The sequence below is a fragment of the Mycobacterium barrassiae genome, assembly GCF_025822765.1.
GTDB classification, from domain to species: domain Bacteria; phylum Actinomycetota; class Actinomycetes; order Mycobacteriales; family Mycobacteriaceae; genus Mycobacterium; species Mycobacterium barrassiae.
On record NZ_JACKUK010000023.1, the window covers coordinates 293,263 to 310,336 of the forward strand.

A 17,074-nucleotide genomic window follows, 5' to 3' on the forward strand; every position below is an offset into this window, starting at 1 on the left:
TGACATTTTCCCGATGATCTGTAAAGGATGAGTTTTCGGGCCGACCTGACGAATTCCCACAATTTGTAAAGGCCCAGTTAAAGCGTCAGCAGGTCAGTGCGATGTCAGCTCGCCACGGCCATCGGTAGGACGGCCCCCACCGCGGTCAACTCGCCGGGCAGTCCGGAGGCCTCCCGCATCTCGACGAACGCGGCGATCATCGCGTCGGTCGCCTCGTGCGGGTCGGCGAGGGTGCTGTCATCGGTCAGCACCGAGATCGCGAGCTGGTCAACGTAGCTCCAGACGGTGACGTTCATCCCGCTGCCCGCGACCACGGGCCCCACCGAATAGATCTCCGTGACCATGCCGCCCTCGATGGACCCCCGATCGCGGGGGCCTGCCACATTCGAGACCGTCAGATTGAACACGCTCGCGGATTCCACCCGCCGGGCCTGGCGGCGGAAGATCGCGGGCGCCATCGCCGGCGGCAGGTAGGACATCCACGCGGGCAGCACCGAAGGCCCTAGCAGCTGGTGATTCTCCTTGGCGATGCCAGTGGACAACGCGGTCAGCCGCACCCGCTCCAGCGGATCGTCGATGTGCACGGGCAGTGACGGGGTCATATAGGTGAACTCGTTGCCCGCCAACCGTTCTCGTGAGGGATTGGTGCTCACCGGCACCCCTGCCAGCAGCGGCGAGTCGGCATGCCCGTCGTAGCGCAACTGCAGACGGCGCAGCGCGCCCGCGACCGTCGCCAGCACGACATCGTTCAACGTCACGCCCAGGTGCTTGCTGGTCTCCTTCACATCCGCCAACGCCAGCGGCGCCGTCGCGAACCGCCGCCCCGGTGTCACCACGTGGTTGAGGAAGCACGGCGGCGGCGCGAAGTTGCGGGCCAGTTCCGGGTGGGCCCCGCGCTCCTTGGCTCGCCGTCGGACCCGGGAGGCGCCCGCAGCGGTCTCGCTCACCAGCCGGGGCAGCTTGCGGATCAGGCCGACGTGATCGCGGCCCGCGGCGGCCAGCAGCCGCGCCCTGGTGCCGGGCATGCCCTCCAGCCGGGGCGGCACCGCGTGCGCGATGTCGGCCGACTCGAGCGCCTTCGCCATCTGATTGGCCGACGCGACCCCGTCGGCGAGAACGTGATGCACCTTGTGCACGATCGCGATCCGGTCGTCGGCCAGGCCCTCGACGAGATACATCTCCCACAGCGGGCGGCTGCGGTCCAGCGGCGTACTGGCGATCTGACCGATCATGCCGTCGAGTTCACGCCTGCCGCCGGGGGCGGGCACACGCGCACGGCGCAGGTGGTAGTCGAGATCGATGTCGTCGTTCTCCACCCACATGGGATGGTGAAGCTTGAACGGGATGTCGACGAGCTGATAGCGCAGCGGCGTCAACGCCATCAGCCGCGGATAGGCGATACGCCGGAACATCTCGAAGCTGAAGTCGTCGACGCCCGAGACATCCAGGATCCCGATCTTCAGCGTGTGCATGTGCACTTCGGGCGTTTCGCTGTACAGCATCAAGGCGTCGACGCCGTTGAGTCGTTTCATGTCCCCCGCTTCCCCGCAGCTTCCCCACTCGGTGATGTCGTCATTCCTTCGGCAAAGAAATGACACTTGTTCAAGACTTTGTGAAGCTGGGTTCATGAGTCTCGTCACCGGGCGTGGTCCGCTGAGTACCCATCCTGCCGGATGGTTTACCCCGCCGCTGGCCGTAGGCAGCGTCTTCGTCGAACCTCATCCGCGACGGGTCCAGGCCTTGCGCGACGGTGTCGCGGTGATCGACACCGAGCGGGCGCTGTTGGTGCATCGACCTGACCGACCGCTGAGTTATGCATTCATTCCAGAGGACATCGGGGAGCTGCTCAGTGAGCCGGTCGCCGAGGCGCCGGGATACGTCCAGGTGCCGTGGGACGCGGTCGACACCTGGCTGGAGGAAGGCCGCCGCCTCGTTCACTACCCGCCGAATCCGTACCACCGCGTCGACTGCAGGCCGACCGATCGCGCACTGCGCGTCACACTCGGCGACGAGGTCCTGGTGGACACGTCGGACACAATGATCGTCTTCGAGACGGCGCTCGAACCCCGCCTCTACGTCGCGCCGTCGCTGGTGCGCACCGACCTGCTACAGCGCTCACCGACAACCAGCTACTGCAATTACAAGGGTTACGCGACCTACTGGTCGGCGGTAAACGGTGACGACGTCGTCGCCGATGTCGCCTGGAGTTACGAGGAACCCCTACCCGAAACCTTGCCCATCAAGGGCTATTTCAGCTTCGACCCCGAACGTGTCGAGGTGGTGGCGCAGCTGCCGCGAGCGTGAGGTGACCGTGTATCGGTCCCCTGCGCCTACGGCACCGTAAGTTACGGTTGCGTACATTTCCCCTGCTCAGCCACACTTCCATCGGCTAGAGCGAAGGGAAACAGCTGTGGGGCACTACATCAGCAACGTGCGCGATATCGAGTTCAACCTCTTCGAGGTGCTCGGACTCGAAGAGGTCCTGGATTCCGGCGGTTACGGCGACCTCGACACCGACACCGTGCGCACCATGCTCGACGAGGTCGTCAGGCTCGCCGAAGGACCTGTCGCGGAATCGTTCGCCAGCGCCGACCGTCATCCGCCCGTGTTCGACCCGAAGACCCATTCCATCAGCGTCCCCGGCGAATTGGCCAAGTCCATTCAGGCGATCAAGGACTCCGACTGGTGGCGCATCGGCCTCGCGGAGGAAATCGGTGGAGTGCCTGCGCCGGCGCCTCTGGTGTGGGCCGTCAACGAGATGCTGCTCGTCGCCAACTCGTCGGCGGCCTTCTGGTGGGCGCTGGGACCGACCATGGCGCACGCGCTGTACATCGAAGGCAATGACGAGCAGAAGCGCTGGGCCGCAGTCGGTGTCGAGCGCGGCTGGGCGGCGACCATGGTCCTGACCGAACCCGACGCCGGATCCGATGTCGGGGCGGGCCGCACTAAAGCCATCGCTCAACCGGATGGCACCTGGCATATCGAGGGCGTCAAACGCTTCATCTCCGGCGGCGACGTCGGCGACACCGCGGAGAACATCTTCCATCTCGTGCTCGCACGCCCTGAGGGTGCGGGGCCGGGCACCAAGGGGCTGAGCCTGTTCTACGTTCCCAAGTTCCTCTTCGACCCCGAGACATTCGAACTCGGCGCTCGCAACGGCGTTTTCGTGACCGGCCTGGAACACAAGATGGGCATCAAGTCGTCGCCGACGTGCGAGCTGACGTTCGGCGCTGACGGCGTTCCGGCCGTCGGCTATCTGGTCGGCGATGTCCACAACGGCATCGCGCAGATGTTCACGGTGATCGAAAACGCGCGGATGACGATCGGCGTCAAGTCGGCAGGCACACTGTCGACGGGATATCTCAACGCGCTGGCATACGCCAAGGAGCGCATCCAGGGCGCCGATATGACCCAGATGACCGACAAGACCGCGCCCCGGGTGGCGATCATCGCCCATCCCGACGTGCGGCGAAGTCTGATGACCCAGAAGGCGTACGCCGAAGGATTGCGAGCGCTGTACATGTACGCCGCGGCGCACCAGAACAACGATGTCGCCCAACATGTCTCGGGCGCGGACCCGGATCTGGCGCACCGCGTGGACGATCTGCTGCTGCCGATTGTCAAGGGTGTCGGTTCCGAACGGGCCTACGAGATCCTGACCGAGTCGCTGCAGACGCTCGGCGGGTCCGGGTTCTTGCAGGACTACCCGATCGAGCAGTACATCCGTGACGCGAAGATCGACTCGCTATATGAGGGCACGACTGCCATCCAAGCGCTGGACCTGATCTTCCGCAAGATCTTCCGCGACAACGGCGCGGCGCTGGCGCATGTGTCAGCGCAGATCAGCAAGACCATCGAAACGTGTGATGCCGCACTGAAACCGCAGGCGGAACTGCTTCGGGTCGCTCTCGGCGACGTGGAGGCGATGACGGCCGCGCTGACCGGTTACCTGATGGCGGCCTCAGAGCAGCCGTCCGAGATCTACAAGATCGGCCTGTCGTCGGTGCGTTACCTGATGGCCGTCGGCGACCTGATCATCGGGTGGCGGCTGTTGGCGCAGGCGGACGTCGCGCACGCGGCGCTGGCGGCCGGCGCGTCGGGCAGTGACGAGGCCTTCTATCAGGGCAAGATCGCGACCGCGATGTTCTTCGCGTCGAACATGCTGCCTAGGATCAGCACTGTGCGCGCGACGGTGGAGACGGTCGACGACGACATCATGCGGCTGCCGGAGGCGTCGTTCTAACTCTTGATCGCCGAGGCTGCGGGGAGATCGCCGTTTCGCGGAAAACCACGCTCTCTCAGCAGTTTCGATTCAGAGGAGCGGGTGTCGCGCTCAGCCGCCGACGCCGGCGGCCACCACTGACGTCGATCGCGGCCGGATCGAGACGGCTGCACCGACGCACAGCGCCGCCACCACGAAACTCACCACGGCATACAGCAGGCTTCCCGTCGGCGTGCCATCGCTTGTCACACCGTCGACAGCAGCGAAATACGCGGGCAGCGCGCTGATCCACAGCACGGCGAGCACGCCGAGGTAAACAGGCCCGAAGATTCGCACGAAGGGACTGGGCGCCGCATCGCGGTCGCCCCGCACTCGCGACCACTGCCCGATCAGCACCGGAACGGCGATGGCGGCGACGATGACGAGTTCGACCGAGAACACGATCGCCTGCGCGGTGGCCTTCCCGCTGAACAGCGAGGACGGGGTGCTCAGAACCGCGATACCGATGGGCGTCAGCACCCCGGCGACCCCGACGCGCCACGCGAGACCCCAACCACGTCGTCGACCTCGGCCCGTCAACAGCAGGACGAGCAGCGTCACCACCACCGGGCCGAGCGTGGCGAAGATGAAGACACTGGTCATCGGGACCGAAGCGAGCATCGGCCAGTTGATCGCGTTGTCGGTATTCCAAGCCCACCATCGCAATTGAGGTCCGAGTTGATCGAACACCTCGTAGAGGCAGTGGTGCACGAAGCCGACGCAGACAGCGCCCACCACGATGCCGCGATCGCGGAACACCCCGAGCGAGCGAACGATCTCGTAGGCCAAGGTGACCACCGCTGGGTAGAGCGCCACGATATAGAGCGGTAACCGCTCGAACAGGAACTGCACAGTGAAGACGTTGTGCGCGAAGACGACTCCCAGGGACTCCTCGATCCCGAACACGTTCGGGAAGTACAACGGAATCTCGATGACGAACAGATAGAGAACGGTGGCGACCCACAACGCCAGGTTGATCGGGTCACCGTATCGCCGCAGTCGGTGGATCGAATACAGCAGTGCGAACACCGCACCCGCCACCATCATCAACTCGAGCACCGGCAGCGTCGAGTTCGACAAGGCGAACGGATTGCGCAGATGGATGACGGCGGGGGCGTTCTGACAGGTGAAATCACCTAGCGCATTGGCGATATCGTCGAAGACCTCGTAGCACTGTGCGGCCATGATTCACCCCGCGCGTTCCGCGGAATACCAACGTGTGACGTCCTCGCCGCGGTCCCATCTGGCGAACCATTGGTCGGCGAACTCCGGCAGCGGTTCGTGCGCCGGATTGTGGAACGGCGTCTGGCTCAGCAGCACACGTGCCGCCGCGACGGCCTTTTCCTTGGGCGCAACGCTGCTGAATGCCGGCGCCACCCCGTCGCGTCCGCCGAAGGTCAGCTTCTGGCGCAGCGCATTACGAATTCGGAACGTGGGCAGGAAAGTTCGCGCGTCGACCTTGCGATCCTCGAGCGGGACGTGCTTGTTCACGCCGTTGGCGATGATCGCCGCCACTTCGAGGAGGTGTTTGAAGATCCCCGGCAGCATCCGCATGCGGTACCACGGCTTGCCCACGACGGCGTCGTAGATGATCAGCGCCGAGCTGCGGTGTTCGACCTCCTCGACGAAGTGCCAGAGAAACAGTGACGCCACCCGTTCGTCGCCGGGCCGGAACAGGGTGCGCTCGTTGTCGAGCATCATCTTGAAACTGGGCGTGAATGTCGCCTCGGTGTCGGCGACGTAGGCGAGCCGGAACTCCAACGGCCTTGTCGCCGTGACATTGTCAAAGCTCGCGAGCATCTCGTCGAAGGTCTCCTGCAGCCCCGGGTAGTGCCGGATGAGTGCGTTGACGTGCTTGCGGTGCGTGCTCGAGTGCTGCGCCTCCTGACGCAGAAACGCCATCGCCTCGACGTCCACCGCGGGATCGGTGATGAGTGGCCGGGCCTCCTGCACGGCGGCGACGATCATCTGCTCGAATCCGATCGCGATCATCGACGTCGCGTTCATCGAAAACGAGAACGCGGGGCTGGTGGGGTTCCACATCCACGGCACGTCCGCCGTGAAGTCGAACTTGGGTCGCCGGATTTCCAGCTCGGTCACGACTCACCCACTCATTACACATTGAGACATCACGTGTATCATGTGTAATTGTTAACCGGCCGGCGTGGAGGAGTCAATGGGCCGCAAGGGCTGGGCGGGCGCACCGCCGGCGGACGATGATGATGCCCGTAAGCGCATCATCAACGCGGCGCTGACCTGCATTGAACGCCAAGGCCCCGCACAGACCACACTGTCGGATGTCGCCGACTCGCTTGGCATCACCCGACGAACGGTCTACCGCTACTTCGCCAACACTGAGGAACTGTTTCTCGCCGCGGCCGACGTCGCCTTGAACGGCTTCGTGGCCAACATCGAACACATCACCTCGGAGTTCGACGACGTCGCACACCAGATGGTCGACGTCGTCGCGTACATCATCGAGCAGCTGCCGGAACAGCCCTTGTTGACCCTGTTGCTCGAGAACGACCGGGCCAACCAGTTCAGCCGACGCATGTTGGAGCCCGTCGTGATCGCACGATGCCGGGTCATCCTGCAGCACACCCGAATCGACTGGGCGGCGCTGGGATACACCGAAACCGACATCGACGAACTCGTCGAGTTCCTGTTGCGCATCATCCAATCGATGGTCATCGCGCCCGCCGAACCCCCGCGCACCGGCGCACAATTACGGGCCTATCTGCGCCGATGGATCGCGCCCGCGCTCAGCCCGCGGCCTTGATCACCGAACTGCCGAAGCGGTCGATGGTCTCCAGCACATGCGTCAGGCTGTCGCCCGGCATCCCGACCTGAACCCACGTAACACCCGCGGCCGCAAGCTTTTCCAGACCGGTGAGATAGGCGTCGGCGTTGAAGTCGTCGTCGCCCGGGCTGCCACCCTCGGCGTTGGTGAACGTGATGTCGATGCCCGCGAAGTCCCGGCCGGCGGCGTCGAACCTGCGGCGCAGATCCTCGATCCCGTCGACCAGGGTCTCGGCATCCATGACGGCGGTGCGCGCGGTCTGCGCCAGCATCGCCGGTGCGGGAAACGGGCACCAGCCGTCGCCGTGTTCGACGACACGCTTACGCGCCGCGGAGGTGTTGCCGCCGATCCAGATGGGCGGATGCGGTGTGCTCACGGGCCTCGGGTGTGCGGTGATGCCCTTGGCGCTGAAATGTCGTCCTTCGTAGGAGAAGTCGTCGGTGGTCCAGATCCCCCGGATCACCTCGAGCGCCTCCTCGAACAGCGCGGCACGTTCGTCGAAGTCCACCCCGAGCGCGGTGAACTCCCGCTTCAGGTAGCCCACGCCGACCCCGAGCGTGAACCGGCCGTCCGACAGCAGGTCGAGCGTCGCTCCCGCCTTGGCCACCACGAACGGATTGCGGTACGGCAACACGACGATGTTCGGGATCAGCCGCAGTGTCGTGGTCCGCGCCGCGGCGTAACCCATCGCGACGAACGGGTCGACCGCGTCGTGCCCGCCGGACTCCAACCATCTCTGCGACGGCGCCGGATGATCGGTGAACCCGAAGCCGTGGAAGCCGGCCGCCTCGGCCGCCGCTGCGACGGTCGCGATGCCCGAGCCGGTCACCAGCTCCGGGTTGTACGGATGGCTGTGCATCGGGTGGGTGAACGTGAACCGCATGTAGTGCTCCGCTTCCGCGCGGCCGAGCCGCACATCCAACACCAGAACAATCTTCTCGATTTCTGAGAATGTCGTTACCATGCGAACCACCGAAAGTACAGAGTTCACGGCAGAAGGGTCACCCGGGATGAGCGAGTTGGGCGTGGCCGCCGTCCGGCACGGCCCGTTCACCGGGCGCCTGGACCCCGAGACCATCGCCCGCTATGCCGCTGTGACAGGTGACCGCACGGCAGCCGTGCTCGACGGCGGCGCGGTGCCCGCGGTGTTCCCGGTGCTTCTGGTCTTCGCCCCGAATGAGGTCGCGCGGGCAGACCTGCCCCATGCGGCGTACCAGGGTGCCCGCGGCGGCGTTCACGGCGAGCACGACATCGTGCTGCACCGGCCGCTACGTCCTGGCGAGATGCTGGAGACCTGGTCGCAGATTTCAGCGATTCGGACGACGCGGGCAGGCACCCAGGTGGTGATGCACTTCGACCAGGTGGACGAGCACGGGGCTGTCGTCGTCGAACAATGGTGGACGATGATGCTGCTCGGCTTGCACGGCATGGCGGACCTCGGTACGACGCCGGCCGGGCACCGGTTCCCGGATGCGGCGCGCGCCCGCCCACTCGGCACGGCCAGTCATCACATCGAAGCAGACATCACGCGCCGCTACGCCGAATTGTCCGGCGACTGGGCCGCACATCATTTCGACATCGAGTTGGCCCGCGAGGCCGGCTTCGGCTTCGTGTTCGCACACGGCCTGTGCACGATGGCGATCTGCACCCACCGCGTGCTCGGCCTCCTGGGTGTCGACGACCCGGGCCGGGTTCGACGCGTCGCCGTGCGGTTCGCCGCACCCACCCCGCTGAACTGTGACCTGACGGTGAATGCCTTTGGCATCTCACAGCATTCGTTCGCGTTCGAGGCCGAGACTGACGGGACGAAGACCATCACCCATGGAAGATTGGAGCTGCGGCAATGAGAAGGCCGGAGATCGGTGTCTATCTGCCTCAGATGGGCTTCACCTACGACGAGGTCCTTCACCGCACACAGCGCTGCGAGCAGCTGGGCATCGACTCGGTCTGGCTCTACGACCATCTCTACGCGCCCGGCATGCCGGACTATCCGTCGATGGAGGCGTGGACCCTGGCCACGGCGCTGCTGAGCCGCACCGAACGCATTCGGATCGGACATATGGTGCTGTGCAACCAGTTCCGCCATCCCGCGGTGCTGGCCAAGATGGCGACGACGCTGGACCAGATCTCTGGAGGCAGGCTTGCGCTCGGCATCGGCAGCGGCTCCATCGAGGACGAGCACTCCCGCCTCGGGCTGCCGTGGGGCACGTTCGCCGAGCGTTCCGAGCGTCTCGGCGAGACGCTGCAGATCCTGCATCAGGCGTTCGCCGACGAGGTGATCGACTTTGCCGGAAAGCATTTCACCGTCCGCGACATGCCGATCAAGCCATCGGCGGTGCAGCAGCCCCGACCACCGGTCGTCGTGGGCGGGGTCGGCGAGAAGTACACGCTACCGCTGGTGGCACGCTATGCCGACGTCTGGAATGTCCCCACCTATGCGCTCGGCGAGCTCGAACACAAGATCTCCGTGCTGCGGTCGATATGCGACGAGGTCGGCCGTGACCCGTCGACCATCGTCATGTCGATCGAGGCGGTGATGGCGTTGGCGGCCGACGACGCGTCACTGCCCACGGTGCGACAGCTCGCCGAGAAGCGTTTCGGCATGCCGGCATTCGGACTCCGGGAGGGCGGCCTGATCGGAACACCGCCGCAGATCGTCGACCGACTGAACCAATTGAAGGAACTGGGGTTCGGCCAGATCGTGTTGTTCACCCACGACCGCGGCTCCGACGAGACGCTCGACCTGCTGGCGGCCGAGGTGATCGCGAAACTCTAAGTGGTCTTCGCCACCGGCGCAGCATAGGCCGGGCGGCCGAGGCCCAGCACGTGTTGCGCGATCATGTTGCGGAACACCTCGAGGGTGCCGCCGTAGATGCCGGTGGGTCCGGCCAACCGGAAGATGTACTCGGCTCCCCCGTCGTCGGCGGCGCCCGAAGTCCCGACGGGCAGCGCTGATTCGGTCCCGAGGAGGTCCATCAGGTCCGGGGTCAGGTCACGCATGGTCTGTGCGATCGCCACCCTGCCGAACATCCCCGGCGCGCTCATCGCCGCTTCCATCCGCGCGATGCTGCGCCCCAACCGGTATCGCGCCGCGTCATCGTGCGGTGCTTTCGCGGCCACCCCGTCGATGGCCTCGGCGAGCAGCAGCACGTGTTCGGTCATCGCCGCGATCTTGTCCAGGCCGTCGTCACCCCGATCGATCGTGCCGTGCTCGTCGTTGAGCGCTTCCCGCAGCACGGCCCAGCCGCCGTTGACCTCACCGATCCGGTACCTGTCGTCGACGCGCACATCGCTGTAGTACGTGATGTTGGTGCGGTCGCCGTCCACGGTGCGCAGCGGCTGAATCTCGACACCCGGCGAGTCCAGCGGCACGAGGAACATGGTGAGGCTCTGATGTTTGGGCGCGTCGGGGTCGGTGTTGGTGATCAGGAAGACGTATTGGGCGTTCTGCGCATTGGACGTGAACATCTTGGAGCCGTTGATGATCCATCCGTTCCCGTCGCGCACCGCCCGCGTCTTGCAGGTGGCGACGTCGGATCCGCCCTCGGGCTCCGTGTAACCCAGGCAGAGCCGGACCTGCCCCGACAACGCCCGCTCCATCACCTCAGCTTTTAATTCCTCTGATCCGAAGTCCCGCACGGCCCTGGCAACCATCGCCGTCGTGCCCCAGTGGAACCACGGTGTGTGGGCGCGGCCGATCTCGAGGTTCCAGATACGACGGCGTAGGCGCGAGAAACCGCCGTCGGCTTCGTCCTTGAAATCGCTTGCCAGATATCCGGCTTCGCCCAGCGCCAGGTGCACGCCTTCGTCGAAGTTCTCGCCTGTCTGCCGGTCCCGCTCGATGACCTCGTCGGTGACGATCTCCTTCAGAAAGCTGCGCAGGTCGTGCTGAAACGCCCGGTCCTCGTCCGGCAGTTCGACGTGTGAGAAATCCACCAGTTGAGCGTGACACTTTCTCGCCCATCTGTAAAGTCATGCCGAGTCTGTCTGTAGAGTCTCGTCCGATGTGGTCAGTGTTGAGCCAGCTTTTGGCGCCGGCGATGGTGGTCGCGGTATCACCGTTCTCGATAATCGTCGCCATTTTTCTCGTCCTCCACACCGACCGCGCCCAGGCAAACGGCTGGGCATTTTTGGCTGGCCGACTGCTTGCCCTGGCCGCTGTGACGGTGGCTGTCCTGCAGGCGCCGCGCCTCATCGGCAGCCTCAACCGGCCTGCCTCGCCGGGTGTGTTCATCGTTCTCGGCGTCGTACTCGTGCTGATCGGCGTGTGGGTCTGGTTGCGACGGGACCGGATGACCGAGGAGCCAGCGTGGCTGGCCAGGCTCGACCGGCTCTCGCCCGTCGGCGCAGCGGCGATCGGAATACTGCTCGTGGTGTCGAATCCGAAGATGCTGGCCGCCACCGCTGCTGCCGGATTGCTGATCGGCACTGCGGGCGTCGGCATCGCCGGCGCAGGTGGCGCGGTCGTGTACTACTCCGCCGTCGCGAGTTCGACGGTCGCCGTTCCGGTACTCGCCTACGCAGCGGTCGGCGCACGCACCCACGAGCAGCTCTCCCGCTTCAAAAAGTGGCTGCACCACCACAACGGACACGTCACCGCCGTCATCCTGTTGGCTGCCGGAATCGCCTTGCTGTTCACCGGAATCATCGGACTCTAACCGAAGGAGTAAGACCTTGGGCATCGTCACCACAAGCTCGGAAACGGCATTCAGCCAACCGCCGGATGCGATCTACGATTTCGTGACGAATCCCGCCAACTGGACCAAGACGTACCCCGGCGGTCCAGATATCCGCAACCTGCCGGACCGGTTACCGCTGCAGGTCGGCGACACCTGGGACGAGGCCCATCCCGATCCCGCCAAGGATCGCGTCTTCACCTGGCAGCTGGCGATGGCGGTACGGCCAAGCCTGTTCGTGTTCAGCTCCGTCGGGCGCCTGGGACACGACAGTCAGGGCGAGGGCGGGCTCGAGGGCCGCATGACGATCGAGTACCACTTCACGGCGCCGGGTGACGGCGTAACGCTCTTCCGCCGGACCATGACCATCGAGGCCTACCGGCACGCACCGCTCACCGACGGCTTCTTCCGGATGGTCAATCCGGCCCACATCGACGCCTATCACGCCGCGGTGGCGCGGGAACTCACTGCGACGTAGCCGAGAACACCTTCCGCAGCGCCGCTCCCTGCATCTCGAACAGCCGGCGGCTCGTCTCCCACTCCGGCAGCAGCGAGTCGAACCCGTGGCAGGTGCCGGGAAAGACGTGGAGTTCGGTCGCGACGCCGGCCTCCATCAGTCTGCGCGCATAGTCGACGGCTTCGTCTCGCAAGGGATCGAGTTCCGAGCAGGTGATCAACGCGCTTGCGACACCGGACAACTCGGGTGCCCGGCCGGGCGCGGCGTCCGCAGGCACAGATCCGTCGCCGACGTAGTGCCGCCACATCTGTTCGACCGCCGGTCGGTCGAACCCGGGGGTGGCGACGAATTCGTCCTTGGACGGCGTCGGGCGGTCGTCGAGCACGGGCTGGTGCAGCAGTTGGAACACGACCGGTGGCGCGGCATCCTCGGCCGCGCACTGTGCCAGCCGTGCGGCGAGTGCCGCACCGGCGCTGCTGCCGGCCACCGCGATCCTGCCGGTGTCCACACCCAGTTCGGTCGCGTTCTCGGCTACCCCGGTGAGCACCGTCATCGCGTCGTCGCGCGCCGCGGGGTACGGGTGTTCGGGGGCCAACCGGTAGTCGACGGAGATGACTGTGCAGCCGCCCTGCCGGGCTAATTGAACGCACTGCCGGTGATCCGTGTCGAGGTTGCCGAGCACGAAAGCCCCTGAGTGGCAGTAGATCACCACGGGTGATGGAGCTGCCGCGCCTCGATAGATGCGCACTGGCACGGCGCCCATGTCGTGCTCGTCGATTTCCACCCCGGCGGTGTTGACGTCTCGCGCGGCGTCGGCGCGGCGCTGATTCAGGGAGTCGCGAACTACGCCGAGCACGGTCGGCGACAGGTCGGTTCTGGCCTCCGCCAGGTGACGCAGCGCGGGGTCGAGTCGCGCGACGAAGTCCGCCTCCATGGCACTACCGGTTCGCCGTGCTGTGGGATCCCACCTCGACGGCGGGCAGTCGCGCGGGAGGTTCGAAGGTGTATTCGGCAGGCCGGAAGCGACGCGTCATCCCCCAGAACGCCCGCGCGCTGCGCGGCCACTGGGTCACGACCCGACCGTTGGGCGCGCGGAAGTAGTTGCTGCACCGGGTCAACCACACGGTGCCCTGCATCCATTCGTCGATCCTGGCGATGAAATCCGTCATCGTCGTGGTGCGCACCGCAACGTAGGACTTACGCTTGCGCCGCATGTACTTCAGGGCACGCACGATGTAGTGAGCCTGCGCCTCCAGCATGAAGATCACGCTGTTGGAGCCGACGTTGGTGTTCGGGCCGTACAGCATGAAGAAGTTCGGGAAGCCCGGGACCGCCATGCCCAGATACGCATACGCTCCGTCGCTCCACGTCTCACGCAAAGAGGTGAATTCTTCACCGACGACGTCGATCTGACCCAGATAGTCCGCTGCGGCGTAACCCGTCGCGCACAGTACGACGTCGACGTCGAGTTCGCGGCCGTCGGCGGTCACCAGCGAGCGGGAGCGCAGCGCCTTGGCCGGACTCGACACCACCTCGACGTGCGACTGCGTGAGGGTCTGTAGGTAGTCGGTCGCGAACACCAACCGCTTGCAGCCGAACGGGTGCTCGGGAGTCAGCCTGCGCCGCAACTCCTCGTCCGGCACCGCGGCTTCGAGGGTGCGCAGGGCGATGTCCCGGAACTCCTGGGTCTTGTCGCTGCCGTTCTCGATGACGCCGATGTTGGACTCGCTACGCAGCCACAGCCGCGTCCGATAGACCTTCTTGGCGAACGGAACATGAGCGAACAGCCACTTCTCCCGATCGGTATAGGGACGGTCGGGTTTGGGCAGGATCCACGTCGGCGAGCGCTGCACCGAGTACACCTTCTTGGCCACCTTCGCGACCTCGGGGATCAACTGTGCCGCCGTCGACCCGGTGCCGAGGACGGCCACCCGCGCATCCGCGAGATCGGCCGAGTGGTCCCACCGCGCGGTGTGCATCAGCGTCCCGGTGAACGGCTCCTCCTCGACGAGATCGGGAAGCACCGGCTGGGTGAACAGACCGACCGCCGAGACCACCACGTCGAAGGTGTAGGACTCGCCTGCCGTGGTGATGAGCTGCCACGTTCTGGTCTCGGCGTCCCAACTGGCCGAAGCGATCTCAGTCTGGAGTTTCAGATGTCTGTCGAGCTGATAGCGCTCGGCGCAGCGCTCAAAATACTCCAGAATCTCCGGTTGCGCGGACCAGAGGCGCGACCAGTGCGCGTTGAGGTCGAACGAGTACGAGTAGAGGTGCGACTTCACATCGCAGGCCAGCCCGGGGTACGTGTTGATTCGCCACGTGCCGCCGACACCGTCTTCCCTGTCGAAGATCGTGAAGTCGTCGAACCCGTTCTTTCTCAGGAAGATTCCCAGCGCCAGACCGCCCGGGCCGGCGCCGATGATTCCCACCGAGAGCGATTTCGCCATCAGTTCATCCGATCTGCAAGGACTGCCCGCCGTCGACGACGAGTTCGGATCCGGTGATGAACGAGGCGTGATCGGATACCAGGAAGGCCACCGCGTCGGCGATCTCCATCGGTGTCCCGAGCCGGCCCTTCTCGGCGAGTCGCGCCTGCGTCGCCGCGTCGAGCATCGGAGTCTCGACCGGTCCGGGCAGCACGGCGTTGACACGGATACCCGATGGTGCAAGCTCTGCGGCCGCGATCTGGGTGAGGCCCCGCAAAGCCCACTTCGATGAACCGTACGCCGCGTGGTTGGGGAATGCGCGGATCGCACCGGTGCTGCAGGTGTTGACGATCGCCGCGCCGTCGGCCCGCCGCAGGTGCTCCAGTGCGGCTTGGATCCCCAGGAACGGCCCGAGGCAATTCACCCGCCAGCTGCTCTCGAATCCCGCAGCGGTCTCGTCGGCGAGCGAAGCACGGTGCAGGACACCGGCATTGTTGACCAGCGTGGTCAGCGAGCCGAACCGGTCGGCGGTCTGCTGCACCGCGCTGCCCCACTGCCCTTCGGACGTGACGTCGAGTTCAACGGCGAGTACATCCTTACCGAGCTCGTCGACGCCCGCCTTCAGTTCACTGACCAGCAGGTCGCACGCCGCTACCCGGAAGCCGTCCGACAACAGCCGTTTGACGATCGCCGCGCCCTGCCCGCGGGCCGCACCGGTGACCAGGGCGACGCGGGTCGCCGACGTCACTGCGCCTCCTCGAGGTGTGCGGCTGCGCCACGTCGCAGCGCCTGTGATTCCGATGTCAGCGTGATCATGCGAAAGCCCAATTCGGCCATGGCTTTTCCGTGGGTTCCGGAGCCTGCGTGAATACCTGCTACCAATCCGGCTGAGGACGCGCCTGCCTGGATCCGTTCCATCGCGTCGCGCACCGACGGTTCGCTCCATGCCTGTGCCGGGGTGTGCCCCAGCGAGATCGCCAGATCGGCGGGGCCGACGTACACGCCGGACAGCCCGGGGACGGCGCAGATCTCGTCGAGCGCCGACACTCCCCGCACCGTCTCGATCATCGCGAACACACTGACGCGTTCCTCGTGCGCGGCGGGATCGAGACCGAGGCTCGCACTCAGCGGTCCGTAGCTGCGCACACCCGCGGGTGCGTACCGGGTTGCGGCCACAGCGGCGGCGGCCGTTTCCGCCGATTCGACCATGGCGATGATGACCGCGTCGGCGCCGGCGTCGAGCACCCGACCGATGGGCGCGGGATCCGCAGACGGCAGCCGCACCGCGGTGGCGATCGGGACGTGCTCGAGCCGTCGCAGCAGCAGCGCGACGTCGGCCTCGTCGAGATAGCCGTGCTGGACGTCGAATCCGACGTAGTCGTAGCCCGCCCTGGCGAACTCCTCGGGCCCGATGATGGTCGGCCCCACCACCCATCCGCCCCAGATCTGTCGCTTCGCGGCGAGGGCGTCCTGCAACCTGCTGGTCATTCGGCGATCGCGATCTTCACGCGTTCGGGCACCGGCCGGCAGGCCAGATCGAACGCCGACTGCACGTCGTCGACACCAAACGTGTGGGTGACGTAGGCCGCCAACAGCTCGGGATGGTCCTTGGCAAACTCGTTGGCGGCGGCCAGAACTCGCCGGCGCTCGAGTGTCACGCCGGACTTGAGCGTCAGATTCTTGCGCAGCATGGCACGCATGCTGATCGGATAGCTGTCGTCGTCGGGCACTCCGAAATAGAGCACGGTGCCACCCGGCGCTGCAGCGTCGATCGCGTGGCCGAGGGTCGCGACCTGATGACCGACCGCCTCGATCACGACGTCCGGCCGATCGTTGGGCTCCAGGTGGCTCACCCACCGGTCGCTGGTCGCACGCACGATGGAGTCCACCCCGAATTCCTTGCCGACGCCGTCACGGTCGACGGGGTCGACACCGGTCACGTGGCGCGCCCCCAGAGCCTTTGCCGCATAGGAGAACAACAGCCCGATCGAACCCTGTCCGATGACGGCGACGTGCTGACCCTTCAGCGCATCGAGCTGCTCCAACGCATACAGCACGCACGCGAGTGGCTGCAGGGCGACGGCGTGGGCCGGGCTCAGCGCGGGATCGTAGGGCGCCAGCCCGTCGCCGTCGGCCACCACGAGTCCCATCAGACCGTCGAAGCCCGAGGCCCAGCCAACGACGCGGTCGCCGACCCGGTGGTCGTCGTGACGGCTCGCCAGCACCTCCCCGACCACCTCGTGGACGGGAAAGCCGACCATTTCGGCCGCGTTCAGCCCGGTGTCGCCGGCGATCTTCCCGCGCACCCCACGAAACGGCGGCAGGTCGCTGCCGCAGACGCCTGCCGCCATGAAGCGCAGCAGCACCTGACGGTCACCGAGATCGTCAGCGGTCTTGGCGGGAACAACCAGGCGCTCAAAGGTATAGGGCGCAACGAGTCGATATGCCCACACC

17 protein-coding genes are annotated in these 17,074 nt (G+C 65.8%); 7 read left to right on the forward strand and 10 right to left on the reverse strand.

All coding sequences use genetic code 11. From position 1 onward, the window contains the following. Positions 1-104: 104 nt before the first annotated feature. Positions 105-1,532, reverse strand: coding sequence for a WS/DGAT/MGAT family O-acyltransferase (locus H7J93_RS11765; RefSeq protein ID WP_267306461.1), 1,428 nt, complete (start codon positions 1,530-1,532; stop codon positions 105-107). A 94-nt stretch (positions 1,533-1,626) separates the two neighbouring features. Here H7J93_RS11765 and H7J93_RS11770 point away from each other — a divergent pair, with 94 nt between their 5' ends. Both H7J93_RS11770 and H7J93_RS11775 read left to right on the forward strand, forming a co-directional pair. Further along, the gene (locus H7J93_RS11770; protein WP_267306462.1) at positions 1,627-2,304 is read left to right on the forward strand and encodes a DUF427 domain-containing protein; all 678 of its coding nucleotides are present in this window, start codon (positions 1,627-1,629) and stop codon (positions 2,302-2,304) included. A 106-nt stretch (positions 2,305-2,410) separates the two neighbouring features. Then, complete coding sequence (locus tag H7J93_RS11775) at positions 2,411-4,243, forward strand: acyl-CoA dehydrogenase (protein ID WP_267306463.1); 1,833 nt, start codon at positions 2,411-2,413, stop codon at positions 4,241-4,243. A gap of 90 nt (positions 4,244-4,333) precedes the next feature. Here the strand turns inward: H7J93_RS11775 and H7J93_RS11780 are convergent, their stop codons facing one another. Next, a complete protein-coding gene (locus H7J93_RS11780) occupies positions 4,334-5,446 on the reverse strand; it encodes a hypothetical protein (RefSeq protein ID WP_267306464.1) in 1,113 nt (370 codons plus the stop codon). Between the two features lie 3 nt (positions 5,447-5,449). Further along, positions 5,450-6,361: a metal-dependent hydrolase gene (locus H7J93_RS11785; RefSeq protein ID WP_267306465.1), complete on the reverse strand. Its 912-nt coding sequence runs from the start codon at positions 6,359-6,361 to the stop codon at positions 5,450-5,452. Positions 6,362-6,425: 64 nt separating this feature from the next. On the opposite strand from H7J93_RS11785, the gene H7J93_RS11790 reads away from it, so the two are divergent. Further along, positions 6,426-7,040 carry a TetR/AcrR family transcriptional regulator gene (locus tag H7J93_RS11790; RefSeq protein ID WP_267306466.1) on the forward strand — a complete coding sequence of 205 codons (615 nt, stop codon included), beginning with the start codon at positions 6,426-6,428 and terminating at the stop codon, positions 7,038-7,040. Here the strand turns inward: H7J93_RS11790 and H7J93_RS11795 are convergent. Then, positions 7,024-7,944: an LLM class F420-dependent oxidoreductase gene (locus tag H7J93_RS11795; protein WP_267306977.1), complete on the reverse strand. Its 921-nt coding sequence runs from the start codon at positions 7,942-7,944 to the stop codon at positions 7,024-7,026. The two genes, H7J93_RS11790 and H7J93_RS11795, sit on opposite strands and share 17 nt — an antisense overlap. Before the next feature lie 127 nt (positions 7,945-8,071). On the opposite strand from H7J93_RS11795, the gene H7J93_RS11800 reads away from it, so the two are divergent. Then, positions 8,072-8,908 (forward strand): MaoC/PaaZ C-terminal domain-containing protein, encoded by an 837-nt coding sequence (locus H7J93_RS11800; protein ID WP_267306467.1) that lies wholly within the window; start codon positions 8,072-8,074, stop codon positions 8,906-8,908. Beyond that, positions 8,905-9,837: an LLM class flavin-dependent oxidoreductase gene (locus tag H7J93_RS11805; RefSeq protein ID WP_267306468.1), complete on the forward strand. Its 933-nt coding sequence runs from the start codon at positions 8,905-8,907 to the stop codon at positions 9,835-9,837. Before H7J93_RS11800 ends, H7J93_RS11805 begins: the two co-directional genes overlap by 4 nt. On the opposite strand, the gene H7J93_RS11810 is transcribed toward H7J93_RS11805, so the two are convergent. Then, positions 9,834-10,997 (reverse strand): acyl-CoA dehydrogenase family protein, encoded by a 1,164-nt coding sequence (locus tag H7J93_RS11810; RefSeq protein WP_267306469.1) that lies wholly within the window; start codon positions 10,995-10,997, stop codon positions 9,834-9,836. The genes H7J93_RS11805 and H7J93_RS11810 overlap by 4 nt on opposite strands. A gap of 68 nt (positions 10,998-11,065) precedes the next feature. Between H7J93_RS11810 and H7J93_RS11815 the strand changes: the two genes are divergently transcribed. Both H7J93_RS11815 and H7J93_RS11820 read left to right on the forward strand, forming a co-directional pair. Then, complete coding sequence (locus H7J93_RS11815; RefSeq protein ID WP_267306470.1) at positions 11,066-11,719, forward strand: GAP family protein; 654 nt, start codon at positions 11,066-11,068, stop codon at positions 11,717-11,719. A gap of 16 nt (positions 11,720-11,735) precedes the next feature. Beyond that, a complete protein-coding gene (locus tag H7J93_RS11820) occupies positions 11,736-12,215 on the forward strand; it encodes an SRPBCC family protein (RefSeq protein WP_267306471.1) in 480 nt (159 codons plus the stop codon). Here the strand turns inward: H7J93_RS11820 and H7J93_RS11825 are convergent. The 5 genes from H7J93_RS11825 to H7J93_RS11845 are packed head-to-tail and all read right to left on the reverse strand — an operon-like array spanning position 12,202 to position 17,073. Continuing rightward, on the reverse strand, positions 12,202-13,128 hold the full coding sequence (locus H7J93_RS11825; protein WP_267306472.1) for an alpha/beta hydrolase: 927 nt from the start codon (positions 13,126-13,128) through the stop codon (positions 12,202-12,204). The genes H7J93_RS11820 and H7J93_RS11825 overlap by 14 nt on opposite strands. A gap of 4 nt (positions 13,129-13,132) precedes the next feature. Continuing rightward, positions 13,133-14,641, reverse strand: a complete 1,509-nt coding sequence (locus H7J93_RS11830) for a flavin-containing monooxygenase (RefSeq protein WP_267306473.1) — start codon at positions 14,639-14,641, stop codon at positions 13,133-13,135. A 4-nt stretch (positions 14,642-14,645) separates the two neighbouring features. Continuing rightward, positions 14,646-15,368: an SDR family NAD(P)-dependent oxidoreductase gene (locus H7J93_RS11835; protein WP_267306474.1), complete on the reverse strand. Its 723-nt coding sequence runs from the start codon at positions 15,366-15,368 to the stop codon at positions 14,646-14,648. Further along, a complete protein-coding gene (locus tag H7J93_RS11840) occupies positions 15,365-16,108 on the reverse strand; it encodes an HpcH/HpaI aldolase family protein (protein WP_267306475.1) in 744 nt (247 codons plus the stop codon). Before H7J93_RS11840 ends, H7J93_RS11835 begins: the two co-directional genes overlap by 4 nt. Then, positions 16,105-17,073: a zinc-binding dehydrogenase gene (locus tag H7J93_RS11845; protein ID WP_267306476.1), complete on the reverse strand. Its 969-nt coding sequence runs from the start codon at positions 17,071-17,073 to the stop codon at positions 16,105-16,107. The genes H7J93_RS11840 and H7J93_RS11845 overlap by 4 nt, the downstream gene beginning before the upstream one ends. Position 17,074: the final 1 nt, after the last annotated feature.